The sequence below is a fragment of the Sphingomicrobium sp. XHP0239 genome, from assembly GCF_039555325.1.
Classification (GTDB): Bacteria; Pseudomonadota; Alphaproteobacteria; order Sphingomonadales; family Sphingomonadaceae; genus Sphingomicrobium; species Sphingomicrobium maritimum.
Genome location: NZ_CP154608.1, coordinates 1,109,494 through 1,128,882, shown reverse-complemented (window position 1 = coordinate 1,128,882; position 19,389 = coordinate 1,109,494). Strand labels below are relative to the sequence as shown.

Sequence of the window (19,389 nt, the reverse complement as noted above, 5' to 3'; positions counted from 1 at the left end):
GCACGCCGCGCCGCCTATCTTCGCTGGGGTGAGCAAGGCGGATCGACCCGACAGACCGGACGCGAAAGAGCGTTTCGACGAGGAAAAGGCTACCGCGACCGTCAAGGGGGCGGGCAAGCCCGATCTCGACGCGGGGGTGAAGGCGATCCGCGATACGGTGCGGACGCTGCCGGGCCGCCCGGGTGTCTATCGGATGCTCGATGAGCGCGGCGACGTCCTTTACGTGGGCAAGGCGCGGGCGCTGAAATCGCGGGTCGTCAACTACACGCAGGTCAAACAGCTCTCCAAGCGTCTCCAGCGGATGGTCGCGCAGACGCGCTCCATGACCATCGTCACGACCCAGACCGAGGCCGAGGCGCTGCTGCTCGAAGCGCAACTGATCAAGCGCTTCCGTCCGCCGTACAACGTGTTGCTCCGCGACGATAAGAGTTTCCCCTTCATCCTGCTGCGCGAGGATCATGACTTTCCGCAGGTGCGTCTGCATCGCGGCGCACGGCGGACCAAGGGGCAATATTACGGGCCGTTCGCCAGCGCGGGATCGGTGCGCAAGACGCTGAACGGCCTGCAGAAGATCTTCCAGCTGCGCAGTTGTTCGGATGGCTTCTTCCGCGGGCGCGACCGGCCCTGCCTGCTCTATCAGATCAAGCGCTGTTCTGGGCCGTGCGTGGGGCGGATCAGTCCTGAGGATTATGCCGCCGACGTGGCCGACGCGAAGGCGTTTCTCGCGGGCAAGTCGACGGGCGTCCAGGACAAGCTCGGCAAGCAGATGGCGGCGGCGGCGGAGAAGCAGGACTTCGAACTCGCCGCCATCTACCGCGACCGGCTGCGCTCGCTCACCTACATCCAGGGGTCGCAGACCATTCATGCCGAGGGACTGGGTGATGCCGACGTGTTCGCCGCCGCGCGCAAGGCGGGGACGCTATGCGTGCAGGCCTTCTTCATCCGCGGTGGGCAGAACTGGGGACACCGGGCCTTCTTCCCGACGCATATCGAAGGGCTGGAGCCCGCCGAGGTCATGGCCGACTTCCTGATGCAGTTCTACGAGGAGGTGCCGCCGCCCAAGGCCGTGCTCGTCGACGACTTGCCGGCCGAGCACGAACTGATCGCCGAAGCGTTGAGCGAACGCGCCGAACGAAAGGTCGTGGTGACGCAGCCGCAGCGCGGTCCACGCCGCAAGCTGATCGAGCAGGCGCGCCGCAACGCCGAGGAAGCGCTCGACCGCCGGATGGCCGAGACGACGACGCAGGCCAAGCTGCTGCGCGACCTCGCCGATACGTTCGAACTAGAAGACCCGCCCGAGCGGATCGAGGTCTACGACAACAGCCATATCATGGGCACGAACGCGGTCGGCGCGATGATCGTGGCGACACCCGAGGGTTTCAAGAAGAACAATTATCGCAAGTTCAACATCAAGTCCGACATCACGCCTGGCGATGATTTCGGGATGATGAAGGAGGTTCTGACCCGCCGTTTCGCGCGCCTCGCCAAGGAAGATCCCACGCGCGAAAAGGGTGACTGGCCCGACCTGCTGCTGATCGACGGGGGCAAGGGGCAGTTGTCGAGCGTGATGCAGATCATGGAGGAAGCGGGCGTCGAGGACGTGCCGGTCGTCGGTGTCGCCAAGGGCCCCGACCGCAACGCGGGGCGCGAGGTGTTCCATTTGCCGGGCGGGCGCGAAATTACCTTTCCGACCAACGCGCCGCTTCTCTTCTACCTCCAGCGGCTCCGCGACGAGGCGCACCGCTTCGCGATCGGATCGCACCGCCAGAAGCGCGCGAAGAGTTTCACCGGATCGACCCTCGACGATGTGCCGGGCGTCGGCCCCAATCGCAAACGCTCGCTGCTGATGCATTTCGGGACGGCCAAGGCGGTCAAGTCGGCGGGACTGCAGGATCTCGAGCGGGCGCCGGGAATCAGCAAGGCGGTCGCGCGGCAGGTCTACGATTATTTCCATCCGCGCGGGTAGGACGAGCCGATGCGGCTGAGCCTCGACGCGATCATCGTCGCGGTTCGCGATCATGGCGAACGTGGTGCGGTGGTGCGCGGCCTGTCGCGGAACGAGGGGCTGGTCGCAGCTTATGTGCGCGGGGCGCACGGTCGGCGAATGGGGCCGACTCTCCTGCCGGGAAACATCGTCCGTCTCGATCTGTCGGCACGCAGCGAGAACGAACTGCCGCAAGCGAGCGTCGAACTGGTGGTGTCGCGCGGGCCGCTCCTCGGCGAGCCGCTCCCTGCGGCGGCGATCGAATGGAGCTGCGCGCTGGTCGCCAGTAGCCTGCCCGAGCGCCAACCCTATCCCGCGATCGCCGACGGCTTCGCCGCGCTGCTCGATGCCGTCGCCAGTGCGGCCGCGGCGCGGGAATGGGCGAGCGGGCTGGTGCGGTTCGAACTGCTTTTGCTCTCCGAACTTGGCTACGGGCTCGACCTGTCCGGGTGCGCGGTGACGGGTGAAGCCGACGACTTGGTCGCGGTCAGCCCCCGTTCGGGCCGCGCCGTGAGCCGGGGGGCGGCCGAACCCTATGGCGACAAGCTGCTGCCCTTGCCCGCGTTCCTGTTCGAAGGCGGGGCGGGAGAGTGGCCCGCGATCCTCGACGGCCTGACCCTTTCGGGCCATTTCATCGAGCGCGATCTCCTGACCGATCGTGCGGCACGAGCGCTCGATGCGAGAGAACGGCTGCTTACGCGCTTGCGCCGTGCGGCCGGACTCGCCTAGCCTCGGGGGCGATGACCGAAACTCCGCTCTCCGGTACGCTCGAGGCCTTTTTTCCCTATTCGGCGACGACGGGCGACGTCACCGTCAGGGTCAGCGTGAATTTCATGCCCGAGCAATCCTCGCCCGCGGACAATCGCTGGTTCTGGGCCTATCATGTGCGGATCGAGAACGGACGCGATCAGCCGGTGCAACTGATCAGCCGGCACTGGGTCATCAAGGATGGTCTGGGTGTGCGGCACGAAGTGCGGGGCGAAGGCGTGGTCGGCGAGATGCCGGTGATCGCGCCGGGGGGCAGCCACGATTACGTCTCGGGATGCCCGCTCGACACGTCCGAAGGCTCGATGGTCGGCAGTTTCCAGCTCATCGATGCCGAGGGCAAGGGGTTCGAGGTCGCCATCCCCCTGTTCGAACTGGACAGTGCGCGCGCCTGAACCGCCGGGTTTCTACCGACCGATACCGGTATAGACGAAGCCTGCCCGTTCGGCCTCCGCAGCGTCGTAGATGTTGCGCAGATCGACCAGTTGATTGCCGTTCATGCGATCGGCGATGCCGGCGAGGTCGAGGGCACGGAATTCGTCCCATTCGGTGACGATGACCAAGACGTCGGCGCCGTCGGTCGCCGCCTCGGCATTCTCGGCATAGTGCACGCCGTCGGGCATATGCTTCTTCGCCATGTCGATACCGACCGGATCGAAGGCGCGAACGGTCGCGCCACTCTCGCAGAGCATGTTGACGAGCGGGATCGACGGCGCGTCGCGCATGTCGTCGGTGTTGGGTTTGAAGGTCAGGCCGAGGACGGCGATGGTCTTGCCCGACACACTGCCGCCCAGGGCTTTCTCGACGCGCGCCGCCATGGCGTTCTTGCGATCGTCGTTCACCTTCACGACCGCACTGACGATCTTGCTATCGACGCCGGCTTCCTCGGCAGTCTTGAGCAGCGCCAGCGTGTCCTTGGGAAAGCAGCTTCCGCCATAACCGGGGCCGGCGTGGAGGAACTTGGGACCGATGCGGTTATCGAGCCCGATGCCGCGCGCGACGTCCTGCACGTCCGCTCCGACGGCTTCGCACAGGTCGGCCATCTCGTTGATGAAGCTGATCTTGGTCGCGAGGAAGGCGTTCGCGGCATATTTCGTCAGCTCGGCCGTGCGGCGGCTAACGAAGAGCATTGGGGCCTTGTTGAGGAAGAGCGGGCGGTAGATTTCGCGCAGCACCGTGCGGGCGCCATCGTCATCGGCGCCGATGAGGATGCGGTCGGGGTGCTTGAAGTCCGCGATGGCGGCGCCTTCGCGGAGGAATTCGGGATTCGAGGCAACGGTGCAGCCTTCAGGCGCGCCTTCTTCCTTCAGAATCGCGGCGATCTTGTCGCCGGTCCCGACGGGAACGGTCGACTTGGTGACGACGACCACGGGGTGCTTCAGCGCCTGCGCCAGTTCCTCCACCGCGGCGAAGACATAGGTGAGATCGGCATGACCGTCGCCGCGGCGCGAGGGGGTGCCGACCGCGATGAACACCGCATCGGCCTCCGGCAGCGCGGGCGCGAGTTCGGTGGTGAAGGTCAACCGTCCTTTGGTCACGTTGGCTTCGACCAGGCGTTCCAGACCCGGTTCCCAGATCGGCATGACGCCATCCTCGAGCATCTCGATCTTCTTGGGATCCTTGTCGACGCAGGTCACCTGGTGCCCGAAATCGGCGAAACAGGCGCCCGAAACGAGGCCCACGTAACCGGTTCCGATAACGACGATTCTCAACTTTGCTCTCCTGGGAAGCGAACGATCCACAAGTCGGCGCCCGCCCTACGCGCTGGCGACCACGCGGGCAAGATCGCCGGGCAAGGTCGGTCGTCTTCCGTCACACGCATTGATCGCACCCCGCGCCGTCGGCATGGTGGGCCGATGGCCAAACACACGTCTTCGACCCCCGATCCCACACCTGCGCTCAAACCCGGCAAGCGCGTGTATGCGATCGGCGACGTGCATGGGTGCGACAAGGAGCTGAAGCGGTTGCTGAAACGCATCGCGAAGGACCTCGATGGCTATGAGGGCAAATCGACGATCGTCTTTTTGGGCGACTATATCGACCGCGGGCCCGACAGCGCGGGTGTCGTCGAACGGCTGCTGAGCGACGATCTTCCGGGCGACAGGCAGATTTTCCTGAAGGGTAATCACGAGGCGGCGATGCTCGAGGCACTGGAGGGAAAGGCGCTGGGCTGGCTTGCCTATGGCGGCATCCAGACGCTCGAAAGCTATGGCGTCGACAAGAAGGCGTTGTTCAATACGCCGTCGGTCAAGAAGCTCATCAGTCGTCACGTCCCCGACGCGCATCTCGACTTCTTTCGCACCCTTAAGACCTCGAAGAAGATCGGTCGCTATCTGTTCGTTCATGCGGGGATCCGGCCCGGCGTCCCGCTGGAGGATCAAAAGGAACGTGACCTGATCTGGATCCGCGACGATTTCCTGTCGTCGAAGAAGGATCACGGCCTGATCGTCGTCCACGGCCACACGGTCAGCGAGGAACCCCAGAAGAAGAAGAACCGCATCGGTCTCGACACCGGATGCTACGCGTCCGGAACGCTCACCGCGGCACGGCTCGAAGGCGACGCGGTCGATTTTCTGACGAGCTAGGCGAATAGGCCGCGATATTTCTCGAGGCTGGCGTGATGCGTGAGGTCGAGGTGGAGCGGCGAAACCGCGACGTAGCCGTCGGCGATGACTTCGAGGTCGGTGCGATGACCGGGGGTCTCGACCGTCTCGCCGGTGCCGAACCAATAGTAGCGAAACCCGCGCGGATCCTTGCGCTCGATGACCTTCAGCCGCGACATGTCGCGAAAGCCCTGTTCGCACACCTTGATGCCGCGCACCTCGTCGGCAGGCAGCGGGGGGAAGTTCACGTTGAGCAAGGTGCCGCGCGGGGGGAGGGCGTCGATCAACCGGTCCAGAACCTTGGGGGCCCATTCGCGAACTGCGTCCCACTTGACGCCGTCGCTGGTGCCCGGCGCCATGCTGCACTGGCTGAGCGCGATGGCCGGAATGCCTGCGAGCGTTCCTTCCATCGCCGCCGAGACGGTCCCCGAGTAGGTCACGTCTTCGCCCAGATTGGCGCCGCGGTTGACCCCTGAGAGGATGAGATCGGGCCGATTGTCCTTCATCAGATGGCCGAGCGCCAGCATGACGGCATCGGTCGGGGTGCCCGCGACCGCGAACCGTCGATCCCCGTGCTTGCGGATGCGGAGGGGAGAGTGGAGCGTGAGGCTGTGCCCCGCGCCCGATTGTTCCTCGGCCGGAGCGATCGCCCACAGTTCGCTCGCGAAGGGGGCGGCGATTTCCTCGAGCACGGAAAAGCCGGGGGCGTGGATGCCGTCGTCGTTGGTAAGAAGGATGCGCATGGAGCGACTGTCGCCGCCGCCGGGTCGCGGTGCAAGCCTTGTGACCGCGCGAAACATGAAACCGCGATGCAACAGTCGTCCGCTACCGCCGACTTATCCACAGGTCAGTGCTTGTTAATGGATATAAAACTAGTTACAGGGCACGCGGGGTATCGGCATCACCCATAAGTAACGGGAATGCCGACATAAAATCGCTCTGGCGACAGGGGCGGGCCATGGCCCGCACGCTGGACGATCAGGACTGGATCTTGGGAGGGTGTTTGAATGGCGACGGCGCTTCACGACCTGAACGGCGAACCGAAATTCGACGAAATCACGCTCGAGGACGACTATCGTCCCTCGAACGAGGAAGAGTTCATGTGCGACCGGCATCGCGCCTATTTCCTCGCGAAATTGAAGGAATGGAAGGAATCCATCGTCGAAGAGAGCCGCGCCACGCTCGCGCAGCTCCAGATCGACAGCCTTCGCGAACCCGACCTCGCCGACCGCGCGTCGAGCGAGACCGACTGGAGCCTGGAGCTTCGGACCCGCGACCGTCAGCGCAAGCTGATCGGGAAGATCGACGCCGCAATCCGTCGGCTTTATTCGGACGAGTACGGCTATTGCAGCGTGACTGGCGATCCCATCTCGCTGCAGCGTCTGGAGGCGCGCCCGATCGCGACGATGACCCTGGAGGCGCAGGAAAAGCACGAGCGCACCGAGCGCGTGAGCCGCGACGAACGCACCGACTGAGCGTTCCTTGCCGATCCAATATCAAAGGGGCCGCGCGATCGTCGGATCGCGCGGCCCCTTTTCTTTGCATTCGCTCCCGGTGAAGCGTCAGCTCTCGCTGATTTCGTCTTTCAGTCGTAATTTCTCTCGCTTCAGACGCTGGATCAGGGCCGTGTCGGGCTGGGGGCGATGCTCTTCCACTTCGATCTGGTGGTCCAGCTTGTGATGCTTTTCGCTAAGAGCCGCGACATGCGCATTTTCCATCGAACGTCCTTTCGCTGAGTCGTTGTCGATGAACCGATCAAACCACAGAAGACTTGCAAAGTCGCCATACCGACTCGAATCTCGTCGCGGAAACGGCGCCGGTGACCGCGCCGTGCATTGGCGATAGGAAGGTCCGATGAACGACGATGATCCTCTCGTCCTGCTGGCCGCGATGCGCGCGGAACACCGGCGACTCGATGCCGAAATCGCGCGCGCCGAAAGGGCGGGAAACAGCGATCTTTTCGAGCTGGCGCGATTGAAGAAGGCGAAGTTGAAACTGAAGGACGAGATTGCGGCGCTGGCCGACGACACCACGCCAGATATCATCGCGTGACGGTGCGGCGTCCCGTTTCGGGATCGGAGGGACCGGATCCTTGGGTCCGGTGCGTTGAAGGGGCATAAGGAGGCATGGGCGAACGGATGGACCAGGCGAACGACAAGGGTGACGGCGAGGAATTGCGCCTGACGCCGCGGCTGGTCGACAGTCTCTACACCGAAGCGATGGTGCTGGCCGACGAGGCGCGGACCTATTTCGACGGGGCCGGGCGGGTCGATCGCGACGGGCTGGTCGCCACCGCGCGGGTCGGATTCGCCTGCGAATCATTGAAGGTCACGACGCGAATCATGCATATCGTCGCCTGGCTGCTGACCCAGCGGGCGGTCGAGGCGGGGGAGATCGCCCGCGGCGGCAGCGCGGTGATCGAGCGGCGCCTGGGCCATGCCAACCCGTTCGACGAAGCCCTCGTCGAACATTTTCCCGAACAGGCGCAACGGCTGATACGCGAGAGCGCCGATCTCTACGAGCGGGTCAAGCGGCTGGACGAACAGGCGCACGAGCCCGGCGCGGCCCCGAGCCCGGCGCGCGAGTTGATGGGGCGGTTGCGTCAGGACTTGTCGGACGGACGCCTCGACCGCTAGCTTTGCCGCCATGGCACAATGGCAATTCAATCCGGGTCCGGTCATCCTCGGCGGCGAGGATGTGGCGCCGCGACTCGCGGAGGCACTGCCCGAGGGCGACTGCCTGTTCGTCACCGACACCCACATGATCGAGAGCGGCCTGGCCGCTCCGTTCCGCGATGCGATGGCGGCCGCTGGTCAGGAGGTTCACGTCTATGACGCGGTCGAGGCCGATCCCTCGCGCGATACCCTCGAGGCGGCGACGCGAATGGGCACGGAGGCGGCGGTCACCCACGTCGTCGGGTTCGGTGGAGGCAGCCCGATGGATGTCGCCAAGCTGGCCGCCTACCTGATCGGATCGGGAGATGATCTGGACGACATCTGGGGCGTGGAGCAGGCGAGCGGGAAGGGGCTGCCCCTCGCACTGGTGCCGACCACGGCGGGGACCGGTTCGGAAGCCACGCCCGTGTCGATCATCACCTGTGAGGGCGGAGAGAAGCGCGGGGTCAACGCCCGCGCGATCGGTGCGACCTGGGCGGCGCTCGATCCCGGGCTGACGGTCGGCAAACCGCGAGCGCTGACCGCCGCAACGGGGATCGACGCGATGGTCCACGCAATCGAGGCGTTCACATCGGCCAAGGCGAAGAACCCGCTGAGCGACATGCTGGCGAAACAGGCGCTGAAGCTGCTCGCCGACAATCTGCTGACCGCGTGCGAGACGCCGGACAACCGGGACGCCCGCGCGGCGATGCTGCTGGGTGCGCATCTCGCGGGGCTGGCGTTTGCCAACGCACCGGTCGCGGGGGTGCATGCGCTCGCCTATCCCCTTGGCGGGCTTTATCACCTGCCGCACGGCCTCTCGAACGCGCTGATGCTGCGCCCGGTGCTGGAGCATAACAGCGAAGCGGCGCGCGAGCTGTACGCCGAACTCGCCCCGATCATCGACCCGGACTGCGAAGGGGAGGCAAGTCAGGGACGCACGCAGCGGCTGATCGCGAAGCTCGAGGAACTGGTCGTCGCGAGCGGTCTGAAGCCGCGGCTGCGCGACCACGACATCCCGCGCGAGGATATCCCGACGCTGGCGCGCGAGGCGATGAAGCAGCAACGCCTGCTGGTGAACAATCCCTGTCCTATCGATGAGGACGACGCCGCCCGCCTTTACGAGGCGGCGTGGTGAGCGATCGGCCCGATCCGCGTCCGCGCGGTTATTACCGTCATTTTGCGCCTCAGGCGACGCGCTGGAACGACAACGACCCTTACGGCCACGTCAACAACAGCGTTCATTACTTCTGGTTTGACAGCGCGGTGAACGGGTGGATGATCGAACGCGGCATGCTCGACATTGCGGGCGAGACGATCGGGCTCGTGGTCGAGACGGGGTGCCGCTATTTCGCACCGCTCGCCTATCCCCAGAAGGTCGAGATCGGACTCCGCATCGCCCGTCTAGGCGGATCGAGCTTGACGTGGCATCTCGGCGTGTTCGCCGAGGGCGCAGCGACGCCCGCAGCGGAGGGGCATTTCACCCATGTGATCGTCGATGCCGGGACGCGCCGCCCCAAGTCGATGCCGGACGACTGGCGTTCGGCCTACGAGACGCTAGCGGGCTAGCCGCGCTCTGGCGTCGGCATATTCGTCGGCGAGTTTCGCGACGAGGTCGCCCGCGCCCATCACTTCCTTCACGCGACCGATGCCCTGACCCGACCCCCAGATGTCCTTCCACGCCTTCGCGCCGCCGAAGTTCATCTGCGAAGGATCGCTCTCCGGCAGATTGTCGGGGTCCATCCCGGCCTTGGTGATCGAGCCTTTCAGATAATTGCCGTAGACCCCGGTGAAGAGCGACGAGCCGACGATGTCGTCCGCGCCGCTGTCGACGATTTCCTGCTTATAGTCGTCCATCGCCCGCGCTTCGTGCGTGGCGATGAAGGGTGAGCCGATATAGGCGCCATCGGCTCCCATCGCCTGCGCCGCGAGGACCGCCCCGCCATGTGCGATCGCGCCCGACAGGAAGAGCGGGCCATCGAAGAAATCCCGGATCTCCTGGATCAACGCGAAGGGCGACAGATTGCCCGCATGACCGCCCGCGCCGGAAGCGACCGCGATCAGGCCGTCGGCGCCCTTCTCCAGCGCCTTGTTGGCGAAGCGGTTGTTGATGATGTCGTGGAGCGTGATCCCGCCCCATCCGTGCACCGCCGTATTCAGCTCCTCGCGTGCACCGAGCGAGGTAATGACGATCGGGACCTTGTATTTCTCGCACAGCTTGAGGTCTTCCTCCCATCGGGTGTTGGACGGATGGACGATCTGATTGACCGCGAAGGGCGCCGCCGGATTGTCGGGATTGGCCTGGTTGTGCGCCTCGAGCGTCTCGCTGATCTCGGCCAGCCATTCGTCGAGCTGGCTCGCGGGGCGGGCGTTCAGTGCCGGAAAGCTGCCGACGATCCCCGCCTTGCATTGCGCGATCACCAACGCGGGATGCGAGATGATGAAGAGCGGTGCGCCGATCACGGGGATGCGCAGCGTGTCGAAGATGGGGGGCAGGCTCATGAAGGCTCCTCGGTCGCGTTTCGCAACGCATAACAGGCGGGCGCGAAAAGCCTAGCCCCGCGCCGTTCGCGGCTCCCCCCCGCCCATTCGTCTAAGCGCGGCTTGAGCGTCCTAGCCCAATAGGGCACCACATAACCGTCGAGACATTCAGACGGGGGGCCTATCATGTTGTCGATCGCCAATCTCAGCCATACCTATCCCAACGGCACGCGCGCACTGGACGACGTGACGCTGGATATTCCCAAGGGAATGTTCGGTCTGCTGGGACCCAACGGCGCGGGCAAGTCCACGCTGATGCGCACCATCGCGACGCTCCAGACGCCCAGCGAAGGCAGCATCATGTTCGGCGATCTGGACGTGATCGCGGATCCCGACGCGCTGCGCCGCCGCCTCGGCTATCTGCCGCAGGACTTCGGGGTCTATCCGCGCGTATCGGCCTATCAGATGCTCGACCATATGGCGGTCCTGAAGGGCATTGCGGCCAGCGATCGCAAGGCGGTCGTCGAGACACTGCTCAACCAGACCAACCTGTGGTCCGTCCGCAAGAAATCGATTGCCGGCTTCTCTGGCGGGATGCGACAGCGTTTCGGGATCGCGCAGGCGCTGATCGGCGACCCCGATCTGATCATTGTCGACGAACCGACCGCGGGGCTGGACCCCGAGGAGCGCAACCGTTTCCTCAACCTCCTCGCGGGGATCGGCGATGAAAAGGTCGTGATCCTGTCGACCCATATCGTCGACGACGTCGCGGATCTCTGCCCGCGCATGGCGGTGCTGGCGAACGGGCGGGTGGAACTGGAAGGACGTCCCGCCGACCTCATCGCTTCCACTCGCGGGCGCGTGTGGAAGAAGACCATCGAACATGACCAGCTCGACGCGATGCGCGAGCAGCATGATGTCATTTCGACACGCCTGTTCGCGGGCAAGACGATCGTCCACTTGCTGTCGGAAAGCCAGCCGGCGGGGACCGAGCCGGTCGAGGGCGGACTGGAGGACGTCTATTTCGCGACCCTCCACGACAGCCGCCGCGCGGCCTGAAGAAGGAGGATCCGCCATGATCGCCAAGATCGCCGCCTTCGAGCTTCGCTACCATCTTTCCAGCCCGACCTTCTGGGTCGGCAGCGTCATCTTCTTCATGCTGGGGTTCGGCCTCACCGCATCGGACACCGTCCAGATCAATGCGGGCGGGCAGATGTACGAGAATTCGCCCTGGGCGCTGTCGCTGCTCACCGGCATCTCGACGATCTTCTACCTGATGGTCATCACCGCCTTCGTCGCCAATTCGATCGTTCGCGACGACCAGACCAAGTTCGCACCGATGATCCGTGCGACCCCGGTCACGAAGTACCAGATGCTGCTCGGCCGGTTCGGCGGCGGTGTCGCGGTAGCGGCGGTCGGGTTCATCCCCGTCCTGCTCGGCGCCTTCATCGGCACGTTGATGCCGTGGGTGGATCCCGAAACCATCGGGCCGCAGAAATTCGCCTATTACGGCTGGCCCTATCTCACGCTCGCGCTCCCTAACGTCATTCTGGCCAGCGCATTCCTCTTCATGCTCGCGACACTCACCCGTTCGATGCTGTGGAGTTACGTCGGGGTCGTGATCTTCGTCGTCGGCTATCTGGTGGTCTCCGGACTGGCGGGCTCCAATCCCGACTTGCGTGAGCTCTTCGCGCGGTTCGAGCCGCTCGGCACCGGGGCCTTCGTCGAGACGACCCGCTACTGGACGGCGTCCGAACAGAATACGCGGCTGATCCAGCTCGAGGGTTTGTTCGGCTTCAACCGGGTCTTCGTCCTGCTGCTGGCGGCCGCGTTCTTCGCCGTCACCCTGTGGCGGTTCAGCTTCGCGGACAAACCCGCGTCGAAGCGCCAGCTAAAGAAGCTGGCCAAGCGCAAGCGCAAGGAGGAGCAACTCGCAGCCATCGAGCCGACGCTGGGCGGCGCGCGGGTTCAGCCCACCGGTGGCAGTATCTGGACCCAGCTCGTATCGCGCCTGAAGGTCGAGACCGTCCAGATCCTGCGCAGCCCCGGGCTCGTCATCCTGCTGCTCATCGCGATCGGCATGACCGCGGCCTTCCTGTGGGGCGGCGGCAACTATGGCGCTGGGAGCTATCCCACCGTCGCCAGCACCATCGACGGTGTCGGGACTAATTTTTCGCTCTTCATCCTGATCATCGCGGCCTTCTACGGGGGCGAGGCGGTGTGGCGCGAACGCGATGCGAAACTAAACGAGATCGTCGACAGTGCGCCCGTTCCCGCGTGGGTGATGACTCTTCCAAAGATTGCGGCGGTGTTCCTCGTGATCCTCATGGTGAATTTCGCCGGGATGCTCACGGGCCTCTTCTACCAGGCTGTGATGGGCGCCAACGAATTCGGGATCGGTCGATATTTCGGATGGTTCATTCTGCCCGCCGCGGTCGATGGCCTGCTGATAGCGATCCTCGCGGTCGTGGTGCAGGTATTGAGCCCGAACAAGTATGTCGGCTGGGGCATCATCCTTGCCTGGTTCCTCGGCACCATCGTGCTGACCAGCATGGGCTACACAAGCCCGCTCTACATCTACGCCAACACGCCTTCGGTGCCGCTGTCCGACATGGTCGATCCCGCACCGTTCGCGTGGGGCGCGTGGGTGATGCGTGCCTATTGGCTCGCGTTCGCGTTGCTGCTCGTGCTGGCCGCGCATCTCTTGTGGCCGCGGGGCACCGACAATGCGCTGTCGAGCCGTTTCCGGCGCGTGAAGCGTACGGGCGTGGGGCTGGGCAACGGAATGGTCGCGGCCGGCGCGGTCGCGGCGATGGTCGGTCTCGGCCTCTATGCCCAGCATAATTTCACGCAGCTCAATACCTATCGCACGAGCGACGAGAACGAGGAGCGGCTCGCCGATTTCGAGCGCAAGTATCTGAAGTACGAGGACGTGGTGCAGCCGGTCGTCACCGACGTGACGATGCGCGCGGATCTGTATCCCGACGATCGGCGGCTCGACGTCGATGGCGTCTATGCCCTGCGCAACGACAGCGATCAGCCGATCGAGACCCTGCACGTGCGCGCCAATGCCAAGGACAGCGACACACAATTCGACCAGATCGACATCCGGGGCGCGACGCGGGAGATGTTCGACGAGGATTATGGCTATGCCATCTATCGGTTCGACGAGCCGCTCGCCCCGGGGGCGACGAGCCAGATGCGGTTTTCCGGGCGCGTCCACTACCGGGGTTTCACCTCGGGCGGACCCAAGACGAACATCACGCCCGACGCGACCTTCCTCAATTCGGCCGCATTCACGCCGACCATCGGGATGAACCGCAGCGGCCTCCTGAGCGATCGTCAGGCTCGGCGACGGCAGGGGCTGGAGCCCGAACTGCGTCCCGCCAAATTGGAAGACATGAGCGCGACCCGCGAAAATGCGCTAGGGCTCGACTGGGTCAACAGCGACATCACGTTCTCGACCGACGCCGACCAGACTCCGATCGCGCCGGGAAACAAGGTGTCGGACGAGGTGGAGGGCGATCGCCGTATCGCGCGCTTCGTCAGCCCGCAGCCGATCCTCAACTTCCTTAACCTCAATTCGGGGCACTATGCGGAGGCGAGCCGGACCGTCGGCGACGTCACCCACACAGTCTACTACCACCCCGAACACGATTGGAACGTCGACCGCATGCTCGACGCGATGGAAGCGAGCATCTCCTATTACGAGGAGAATTTCGGACCCTATCAGTTCGATCACGCGCGCATCATCGAATTCCCGCGCTACGCCAGTTTCGCGCAGGCCTACGCCGGGACGATGCCCTATTCGGAAAGCATCGGCTTCACGACCGACATCGGGGAGAACGATACCGACTTCATCACGTACGTTATCGCGCACGAACTGGCGCACCAATATTGGGCGCACCAGGTCGTCGGCGCGGGGATGCAGGGCGATGCGCTGACCACCGAGACCATGGCCAGCTATTCGGCGATCATGGTGATGAAGGACCTGCTCGGCGAGGATCAGATGCGCCGCTTCCTGAAGTACGAGCTCGATGCCTATCTGTCGGGCCGCAAGGGGGAGGCGCTGGAGGAACTCCCGCTTCTGCGGATGGAGAACCAGGCCTACATCCATTATCGCAAGGGCGGACATGTCATGGCGCTGCTCGCGCATCGCCTCGGTGAGGAGCGGGTCAACCGGGCCTTCGCCAATTTCATCGATCAGTGGCGTTTCAAGGGTGCGCCCTATCACCGCTCGATCGATTTCGTGAATGAGGTCCGCAAGGTGGCGCGCAACGAAGAGGAGCGCCGACTGATCGAGGATGTGTTCGAAAAGATCGTCCTGTTCGACCTGTCGGTCGCCGATGCGACCAGCGAACAGGTCGGGGACCGGTGGCGGACGACGATCACGGTTGATGCCGCCAAGTACGTGGCTGACGGAAAGGGCGTCGAGAGCGAAGTCCCGCTGGACGCGCCGATCGAAATCGGGTTGTTCGCCGACCGCCCGGGCTTCGGCCAGTTCGACGAAGGCGACGTGATCTATCTCGAGCCGCGGCAGCTGACGAACGGCCGCGCCACGATCACGCTAACCAGTGCGCGCCGGCCCGCTTTCGTCGGGATCGATCCCTACAATCGCTACATCGACCGCAATTCCGACGACAATGTCGAGGCGGTGAGCGAAAGTTAGAGGGAACCGCTTCCCCCGTTCGGTCACTTTAAAGGAAATTCCACCGAACGGGGGACCGACCAGCGATGGCTGCCAACCAGACCGAAGACGTCAATATCAGCGCCGACATCGGCGAGAGCATGGAAACGATCAACGGGATCGTGGATGGTTTCTTCGCCGTGCTGCCGAAGATCGGCATCGGCATCCTCATCTTCATCGCCTTCATCATCATCGCCAAGGTGGTGCGGTCGGCGATCGAACGAGCCAGTTTCGGCGACAGCGACAATGCGCTGTCCACCGTGTTCGCGCGGGTCGCCTATTGGGTGGTGTTGCTGGTCGGGCTCTTCATCGCGCTGACCGTCGTCATCCCCTCGCTTACCCCCGCGCAGCTGATCGGTGGTCTGGGTATCGGCGGCCTCGCCATCGGCTTCGCGTTTCAGGACATCTTCTCCAATCTGCTGGCGGGAATTCTCATCCTCATCCGTCAGCCGTTCCGTGTCGGCGACGAGATCGAGAGCGGCGAATATCGCGGGCGCGTGGAGGCGATCGAAACGCGCGCGACGTTCATCAAGACGTTCGACAACCGCCGCATCATTATTCCCAACAGCCAGATCTATTCGGATCCGCTCAAGGTCTGGAACGCCTACGAAAACCGGCGCAGCGAATATGAGATCGGGATCGGCTACGGCGACGACATCCGCGAGGCCAAGCAGGTCATCCTCGACGCCGTGAAGGGTACCGAAGGCGTGCTGGAGGACCCGGGCCCCGACGTGCTGGTCGTCGATCTGGCCGCCAGCTGGATCACCATCAAGGCGCGCTGGTGGCACAACAGCGTGCGCGGCGACGAGGTGCGCACGTCGAGCCGGGTTCTCGAGAATGTGGCTTACGCGCTGACCGAAGCGGGAATCGACATGCCGTTCGAGACCAACGTCATGCTCTTTCACGACCAGACCGAGGAAACCGACGGGGACCGCGCGCGGCAGCGCGAAGGTTGGCCGTCCACCAACGACAATCCTCGTCCGCGCTACAGGCTTGATCGACCGAGCGAGAGCAGCGCCGACGAGAGCGGCTCGTAGACGCTCCATCGCTTCCGGCCAGCGCGCCGGATACGGACATGAAAAAAGGGCAGGGCGGTCATCCCGCTCCTGCCCTTTTGCATTCGGCCTCGAAGCCGGCGGAGCCTTAGCCGCCCGCGCCGACGATCCCGCGAAGCGTCTCGGCGAGCATGCCGCGGCGACCCTCGCCATCGACCGCGCCGGCCAGCGTGCCGAGCGTGTCCATGTCGCCCGCGTCGAGCGCGCGGCGGACTTCGGCAATGCGTGCGGCCTCGAGACCGCCGTCCCGCTCGAGCTGGTCGAGATAGGCCTTCGCCACTACCGGCACGTCAGGCCAGGTGACGACCGTCTGCGTCTGCGGATTGAAGAGGTCGTCGGGATACTGCGCCAGCTTGGCCGCTTCGATCTCGTTCTGGCTGAGATACTGGGTCGGGGCGAGCGCGAACACGTCGAGACCGCGCGCGATCTCGGTCCCGTAGAGGTAGCCGTCGTAGAAATAGGTCGACCAGTAACCGCCCATCACCATGCGGTCGGGATGTACCGGACCGCGGTCGAAATAGGCGATCTCCATCGGGTTGGAGCTGTCGGTGAAGTCCATGATCGACAATCCGCCCTGGTACCAGGCCTGCGCGAACAGGTCGCGGCCCGGAATGGGGACCGCCGAACCATTGTGCGCGACGCAGTTTTCCTGGTCCGACTGGGCGGCCGGGATCTTGTAGTAGTTCTGGAACGTCAGCTGGCCGTTTTCGATGTCGTAGATGGCGTCGGCACCCCAATCCATCGGATCGGCAGCGCGGCAGCGCGGACGACCGCCGCCACCCCATTCGTCGGTGAACACGACCTTGGTGCCGTCGTTGTTGAAGGTCGCGGAATGCCAGTAGGCGAAGCCGCGATCGGTGACCGCATCGATGCGCTTGGGCGCCATCGGGTCGGAAATGTCGAGGATGATGCCGTTGCCCGAGCACGCACCCGCCGCGAGGTTCAGCGCCGGGAAGACGGTGATGTCGTGGCACTGGTTGGTCTGCGCGGTCGACTGCGAGTCTGCATCGATCTGGCCGCCCATGAAGAGGCCGGCGATTTCACCCGTTTCGTCGTCGGCGAAGATACGGGGGCTGTCGATGATCCGCGCGCGCGCCGGGTTGGCGACGGGGATTTCCACGACGTCGATCGAGAAGAGCGCGGTGCGCGGATCGTTGGGTGCGCCGGTCACACAGCCCGCCAGTTCTTCTTCGTCCCGGACGTAGCTGGTGCCCGAATTGTAGACGATGATCCGAGTGTCGTCGGCGTCCACGACCGAATGAGTGTGGCTGCCGCGGCAGGTCTGGACGAGACCGACCTGACGCGGGGCGGTAAGGTCGGAGATGTCGAAGATGCGGAGCCCGCGGAAGCGTTCGGCGCTGACGTCTTCGGCCACACCCTGCCGGCCGCAATCGACACGGCCTCGGCCCTGCTCGACGCTCATGATCAAGAGATCGCCGACGACGGATACGTCGCCCTGACCGCCCGGACAGACGACCGAGCTCAGCAGTTCGGGCATGCCTTCATCGAGGCGATAGATGTTGAAGCCGTGATAGTTGCCGGTGACCAGAAGGTCGTCCTTGAAGGCCATGTCGGTCTGCGCGAACGACAGGAGCGGCGATCGCGCGTTCCAGGCGCGTGCCTGCTCGCCGACTTCATCGGCAGCTTCGGCTGCGTTGCGGCCGGGCTGCAGCGGCGGGAGGCCGGCGGGGTTGCCCGGCTCGAAGAAACCTGCCGGCTTGGGCAGGGCGGCGAGCTTCACCAGCCCCGAGATCGCTTCGCCCGCATTGTCGAAGCCAGCCGACAGTCCGACGCGCGGATCGCGCTGCTGTCCGGCGAGAAGCAGATTCATCTTGGCGATTTCAGCGAATTGGTCGCCGCGCACGTCATTGGCGAACTCGACCAGCTGCGGATCGCGCGCCGATCCGGGCGTATTGTAAAGGTCGCTGACCATCTCGAGCGCGCCTTCGTGATGCGCGATCATCAGCGTCAGGAACATGCGAACGAAGGCGTCGCCGCGGGCCGCCGCGAGCGCGGCCATCTGCTCGGGCGTCGCCATGCCGGCCATGCCGTCCATCATCGAATGATCCATGCCCTGATGGCTCTGCATCGCGGCATTGTGGCTCATGCCCGCATGGGCCGCCGGATCGGGGGCATGTTCCCCGCGCGAGCGCAGCCAGTCCTGCATGAAGGAGATCTCGTCCGCCTGGCTGGCATCGATCCGCGCGCCGACCTCGCGGATCGCGGCGTTGCTGGTCCGCTCGCCGATCAGCGACGTCATCTGCGTCGCCTGGTAATGATGATGGATCATGCCCTGCATGAAGGTGGCGTCGGCCTCGATGTAGGAGGTGTCCGCGATACGGGTCGCCTCTTCGGTGCTGAGCGAGCGCGATGCTTCGCCGGGCGCTCCGGGCTGGACGATCGACTGGGCGGCGGCGGGGGTTGCGGCGGCGAGAGCGACGAGACAGCTGCTCGCGGCGAGAAGGCGCAGATGGTTCATGGTCAGGGGAAATCCTTGGTAGGTTGACGTGTCGAGCGTCATCATGCCGCCCGCGCCACAAAAGGCAATTGCCCACGCGCCGGCACGCGCCGAAGCGTCAATCGCTTCGACGAACGGCGGAAATTCTTTCGAAAAAGAGGCTTAGCGGCTCTGCGGACGGTCGGTCGACGGATTGTCGCTGATCGCCGCGATGGCGAGGGCAACTGCGCCTGCACCCGACAGTGCGAGAATCGGCACCGCGCCGATGCCACCTGCCGCGATCGGAGCGACACCCGGAACCGTGCCCGGTGCAGCCGCCGCTTCGGAAAGCACGCCGCTCTCGGTCGGAATCAGACCGGCCGCGCACCGACGGCAATAATCGAACTGCTCGTCCTCGGGACGGAAGATTTCGGTCCGCAGTTCCTCGTTCGTGTCGCGATTGTAGGTCGTGATCCGGCAGAGGCGGCGGTTGAGCAGTCGGAAGTCCTGGCGGAGCGCGACGCCTGCGGGCAGCGGCTCGAGCGCGGCCTGCGCCTGCGCGTCCTGCATGGCGGGCTGGATGGTATCGCTCGCCGGCGTCGTGATCGAGGTCACGGGCGAGGAGGCGACGAGTGCGCCGAGAAAAGCCATCATTCCGAACATGCATTTAACTCCACTGTGAAAATGCTTAACGGACTACCTACCCGATTTGGTCCGATATGG

The 19,389-nt window shown here is 64.6% G+C and carries 18 protein-coding genes; 12 read left to right on the top strand and 6 right to left on the bottom strand.

What is annotated here, in order from left to right:
- The first annotated feature begins 28 nt into the window (after positions 1-28).
- From uvrC to apaG, 3 genes are read left to right on the top strand one after another with little or no spacing between them, the layout of a single operon-like run.
- On the top strand, positions 29-1,966 hold the full coding sequence (uvrC, locus tag WJT74_RS05725) for an excinuclease ABC subunit UvrC (protein WP_343347906.1): 1,938 nt from the start codon (positions 29-31) through the stop codon (positions 1,964-1,966).
- Positions 1,967-1,975: 9 nt separating this feature from the next.
- Complete coding sequence (gene recO, locus WJT74_RS05720) at positions 1,976-2,713, top strand: DNA repair protein RecO (protein ID WP_343347904.1); 738 nt, start codon at positions 1,976-1,978, stop codon at positions 2,711-2,713.
- Positions 2,714-2,724: 11 nt separating this feature from the next.
- Complete coding sequence (apaG, locus tag WJT74_RS05715; protein WP_343347901.1) at positions 2,725-3,144, top strand: Co2+/Mg2+ efflux protein ApaG; 420 nt, start codon at positions 2,725-2,727, stop codon at positions 3,142-3,144.
- A 12-nt stretch (positions 3,145-3,156) separates the two neighbouring features.
- On the opposite strand, the gene WJT74_RS05710 is transcribed toward apaG, so the two are convergent.
- A complete protein-coding gene (locus WJT74_RS05710) occupies positions 3,157-4,461 on the bottom strand; it encodes a UDP-glucose dehydrogenase family protein (RefSeq protein WP_343347898.1) in 1,305 nt (434 codons plus the stop codon).
- A 144-nt stretch (positions 4,462-4,605) separates the two neighbouring features.
- Between WJT74_RS05710 and WJT74_RS05705 the strand changes: the two genes are divergently transcribed.
- The gene (locus WJT74_RS05705; RefSeq protein ID WP_343347895.1) at positions 4,606-5,334 is read left to right on the top strand and encodes a metallophosphoesterase family protein; all 729 of its coding nucleotides are present in this window, start codon (positions 4,606-4,608) and stop codon (positions 5,332-5,334) included.
- Here the strand turns inward: WJT74_RS05705 and surE are convergent.
- On the bottom strand, positions 5,331-6,095 hold the full coding sequence (surE, locus tag WJT74_RS05700; protein ID WP_343347892.1) for a 5'/3'-nucleotidase SurE: 765 nt from the start codon (positions 6,093-6,095) through the stop codon (positions 5,331-5,333). The genes WJT74_RS05705 and surE overlap by 4 nt on opposite strands.
- A 264-nt stretch (positions 6,096-6,359) precedes the next feature.
- Between surE and dksA the strand changes: the two genes are divergently transcribed.
- A complete protein-coding gene (gene dksA / locus WJT74_RS05695; protein WP_343347889.1) occupies positions 6,360-6,827 on the top strand; it encodes an RNA polymerase-binding protein DksA in 468 nt (155 codons plus the stop codon).
- Positions 6,828-6,914: 87 nt separating this feature from the next.
- Here dksA and WJT74_RS05690 read toward each other — a convergent pair whose 3' ends face one another.
- The gene (locus WJT74_RS05690) at positions 6,915-7,070 is read right to left on the bottom strand and encodes a YdcH family protein (protein ID WP_343347886.1); all 156 of its coding nucleotides are present in this window, start codon (positions 7,068-7,070) and stop codon (positions 6,915-6,917) included.
- Positions 7,071-7,206: 136 nt separating this feature from the next.
- On the opposite strand from WJT74_RS05690, the gene WJT74_RS05685 reads away from it, so the two are divergent.
- The 4 genes from WJT74_RS05685 to WJT74_RS05670 all read left to right on the top strand — a co-directional run bounded on the left by WJT74_RS05685 (position 7,207) and on the right by WJT74_RS05670 (position 9,575).
- Positions 7,207-7,404, top strand: coding sequence for a DUF465 domain-containing protein (locus WJT74_RS05685; RefSeq protein WP_343347883.1), 198 nt, complete (start codon positions 7,207-7,209; stop codon positions 7,402-7,404).
- Between the two features lie 74 nt (positions 7,405-7,478).
- Positions 7,479-7,988 (top strand): DUF1465 family protein, encoded by a 510-nt coding sequence (locus tag WJT74_RS05680; protein ID WP_343347881.1) that lies wholly within the window; start codon positions 7,479-7,481, stop codon positions 7,986-7,988.
- Between the two features lie 10 nt (positions 7,989-7,998).
- Positions 7,999-9,144, top strand: a complete 1,146-nt coding sequence (locus tag WJT74_RS05675) for an iron-containing alcohol dehydrogenase (protein ID WP_343347879.1) — start codon at positions 7,999-8,001, stop codon at positions 9,142-9,144.
- Positions 9,141-9,575: an acyl-CoA thioesterase gene (locus WJT74_RS05670; protein ID WP_343347876.1), complete on the top strand. Its 435-nt coding sequence runs from the start codon at positions 9,141-9,143 to the stop codon at positions 9,573-9,575. The genes WJT74_RS05675 and WJT74_RS05670 overlap by 4 nt, the downstream gene beginning before the upstream one ends.
- Here WJT74_RS05670 and WJT74_RS05665 read toward each other — a convergent pair.
- The gene (locus WJT74_RS05665; protein WP_343347873.1) at positions 9,564-10,508 is read right to left on the bottom strand and encodes an NAD(P)H-dependent flavin oxidoreductase; all 945 of its coding nucleotides are present in this window, start codon (positions 10,506-10,508) and stop codon (positions 9,564-9,566) included. The genes WJT74_RS05670 and WJT74_RS05665 overlap by 12 nt on opposite strands.
- A 165-nt stretch (positions 10,509-10,673) precedes the next feature.
- On the opposite strand from WJT74_RS05665, the gene WJT74_RS05660 reads away from it, so the two are divergent.
- The 3 genes from WJT74_RS05660 to WJT74_RS05650 all read left to right on the top strand — a co-directional run bounded on the left by WJT74_RS05660 (position 10,674) and on the right by WJT74_RS05650 (position 16,211).
- Positions 10,674-11,546 carry an ABC transporter ATP-binding protein gene (locus WJT74_RS05660; protein WP_343347871.1) on the top strand — a complete coding sequence of 291 codons (873 nt, stop codon included), beginning with the start codon at positions 10,674-10,676 and terminating at the stop codon, positions 11,544-11,546.
- Between the two features lie 16 nt (positions 11,547-11,562).
- On the top strand, positions 11,563-15,156 hold the full coding sequence (locus WJT74_RS05655) for an ABC transporter permease/M1 family aminopeptidase (RefSeq protein WP_343347870.1): 3,594 nt from the start codon (positions 11,563-11,565) through the stop codon (positions 15,154-15,156).
- Positions 15,157-15,221: 65 nt separating this feature from the next.
- Entirely contained in the window at positions 15,222-16,211 is a 990-nt protein-coding gene (locus WJT74_RS05650) for a mechanosensitive ion channel family protein (protein ID WP_343347868.1), read from the top strand.
- A gap of 106 nt (positions 16,212-16,317) precedes the next feature.
- Here the strand turns inward: WJT74_RS05650 and WJT74_RS05645 are convergent, their stop codons facing one another.
- Both WJT74_RS05645 and WJT74_RS05640 read right to left on the bottom strand, forming a co-directional pair.
- The gene (locus WJT74_RS05645; RefSeq protein WP_343347866.1) at positions 16,318-18,753 is read right to left on the bottom strand and encodes a DUF305 domain-containing protein; all 2,436 of its coding nucleotides are present in this window, start codon (positions 18,751-18,753) and stop codon (positions 16,318-16,320) included.
- A gap of 96 nt (positions 18,754-18,849) precedes the next feature.
- Positions 18,850-19,329 (bottom strand): hypothetical protein, encoded by a 480-nt coding sequence (locus tag WJT74_RS05640; protein WP_343347863.1) that lies wholly within the window; start codon positions 19,327-19,329, stop codon positions 18,850-18,852.
- Positions 19,330-19,389: the final 60 nt, after the last annotated feature.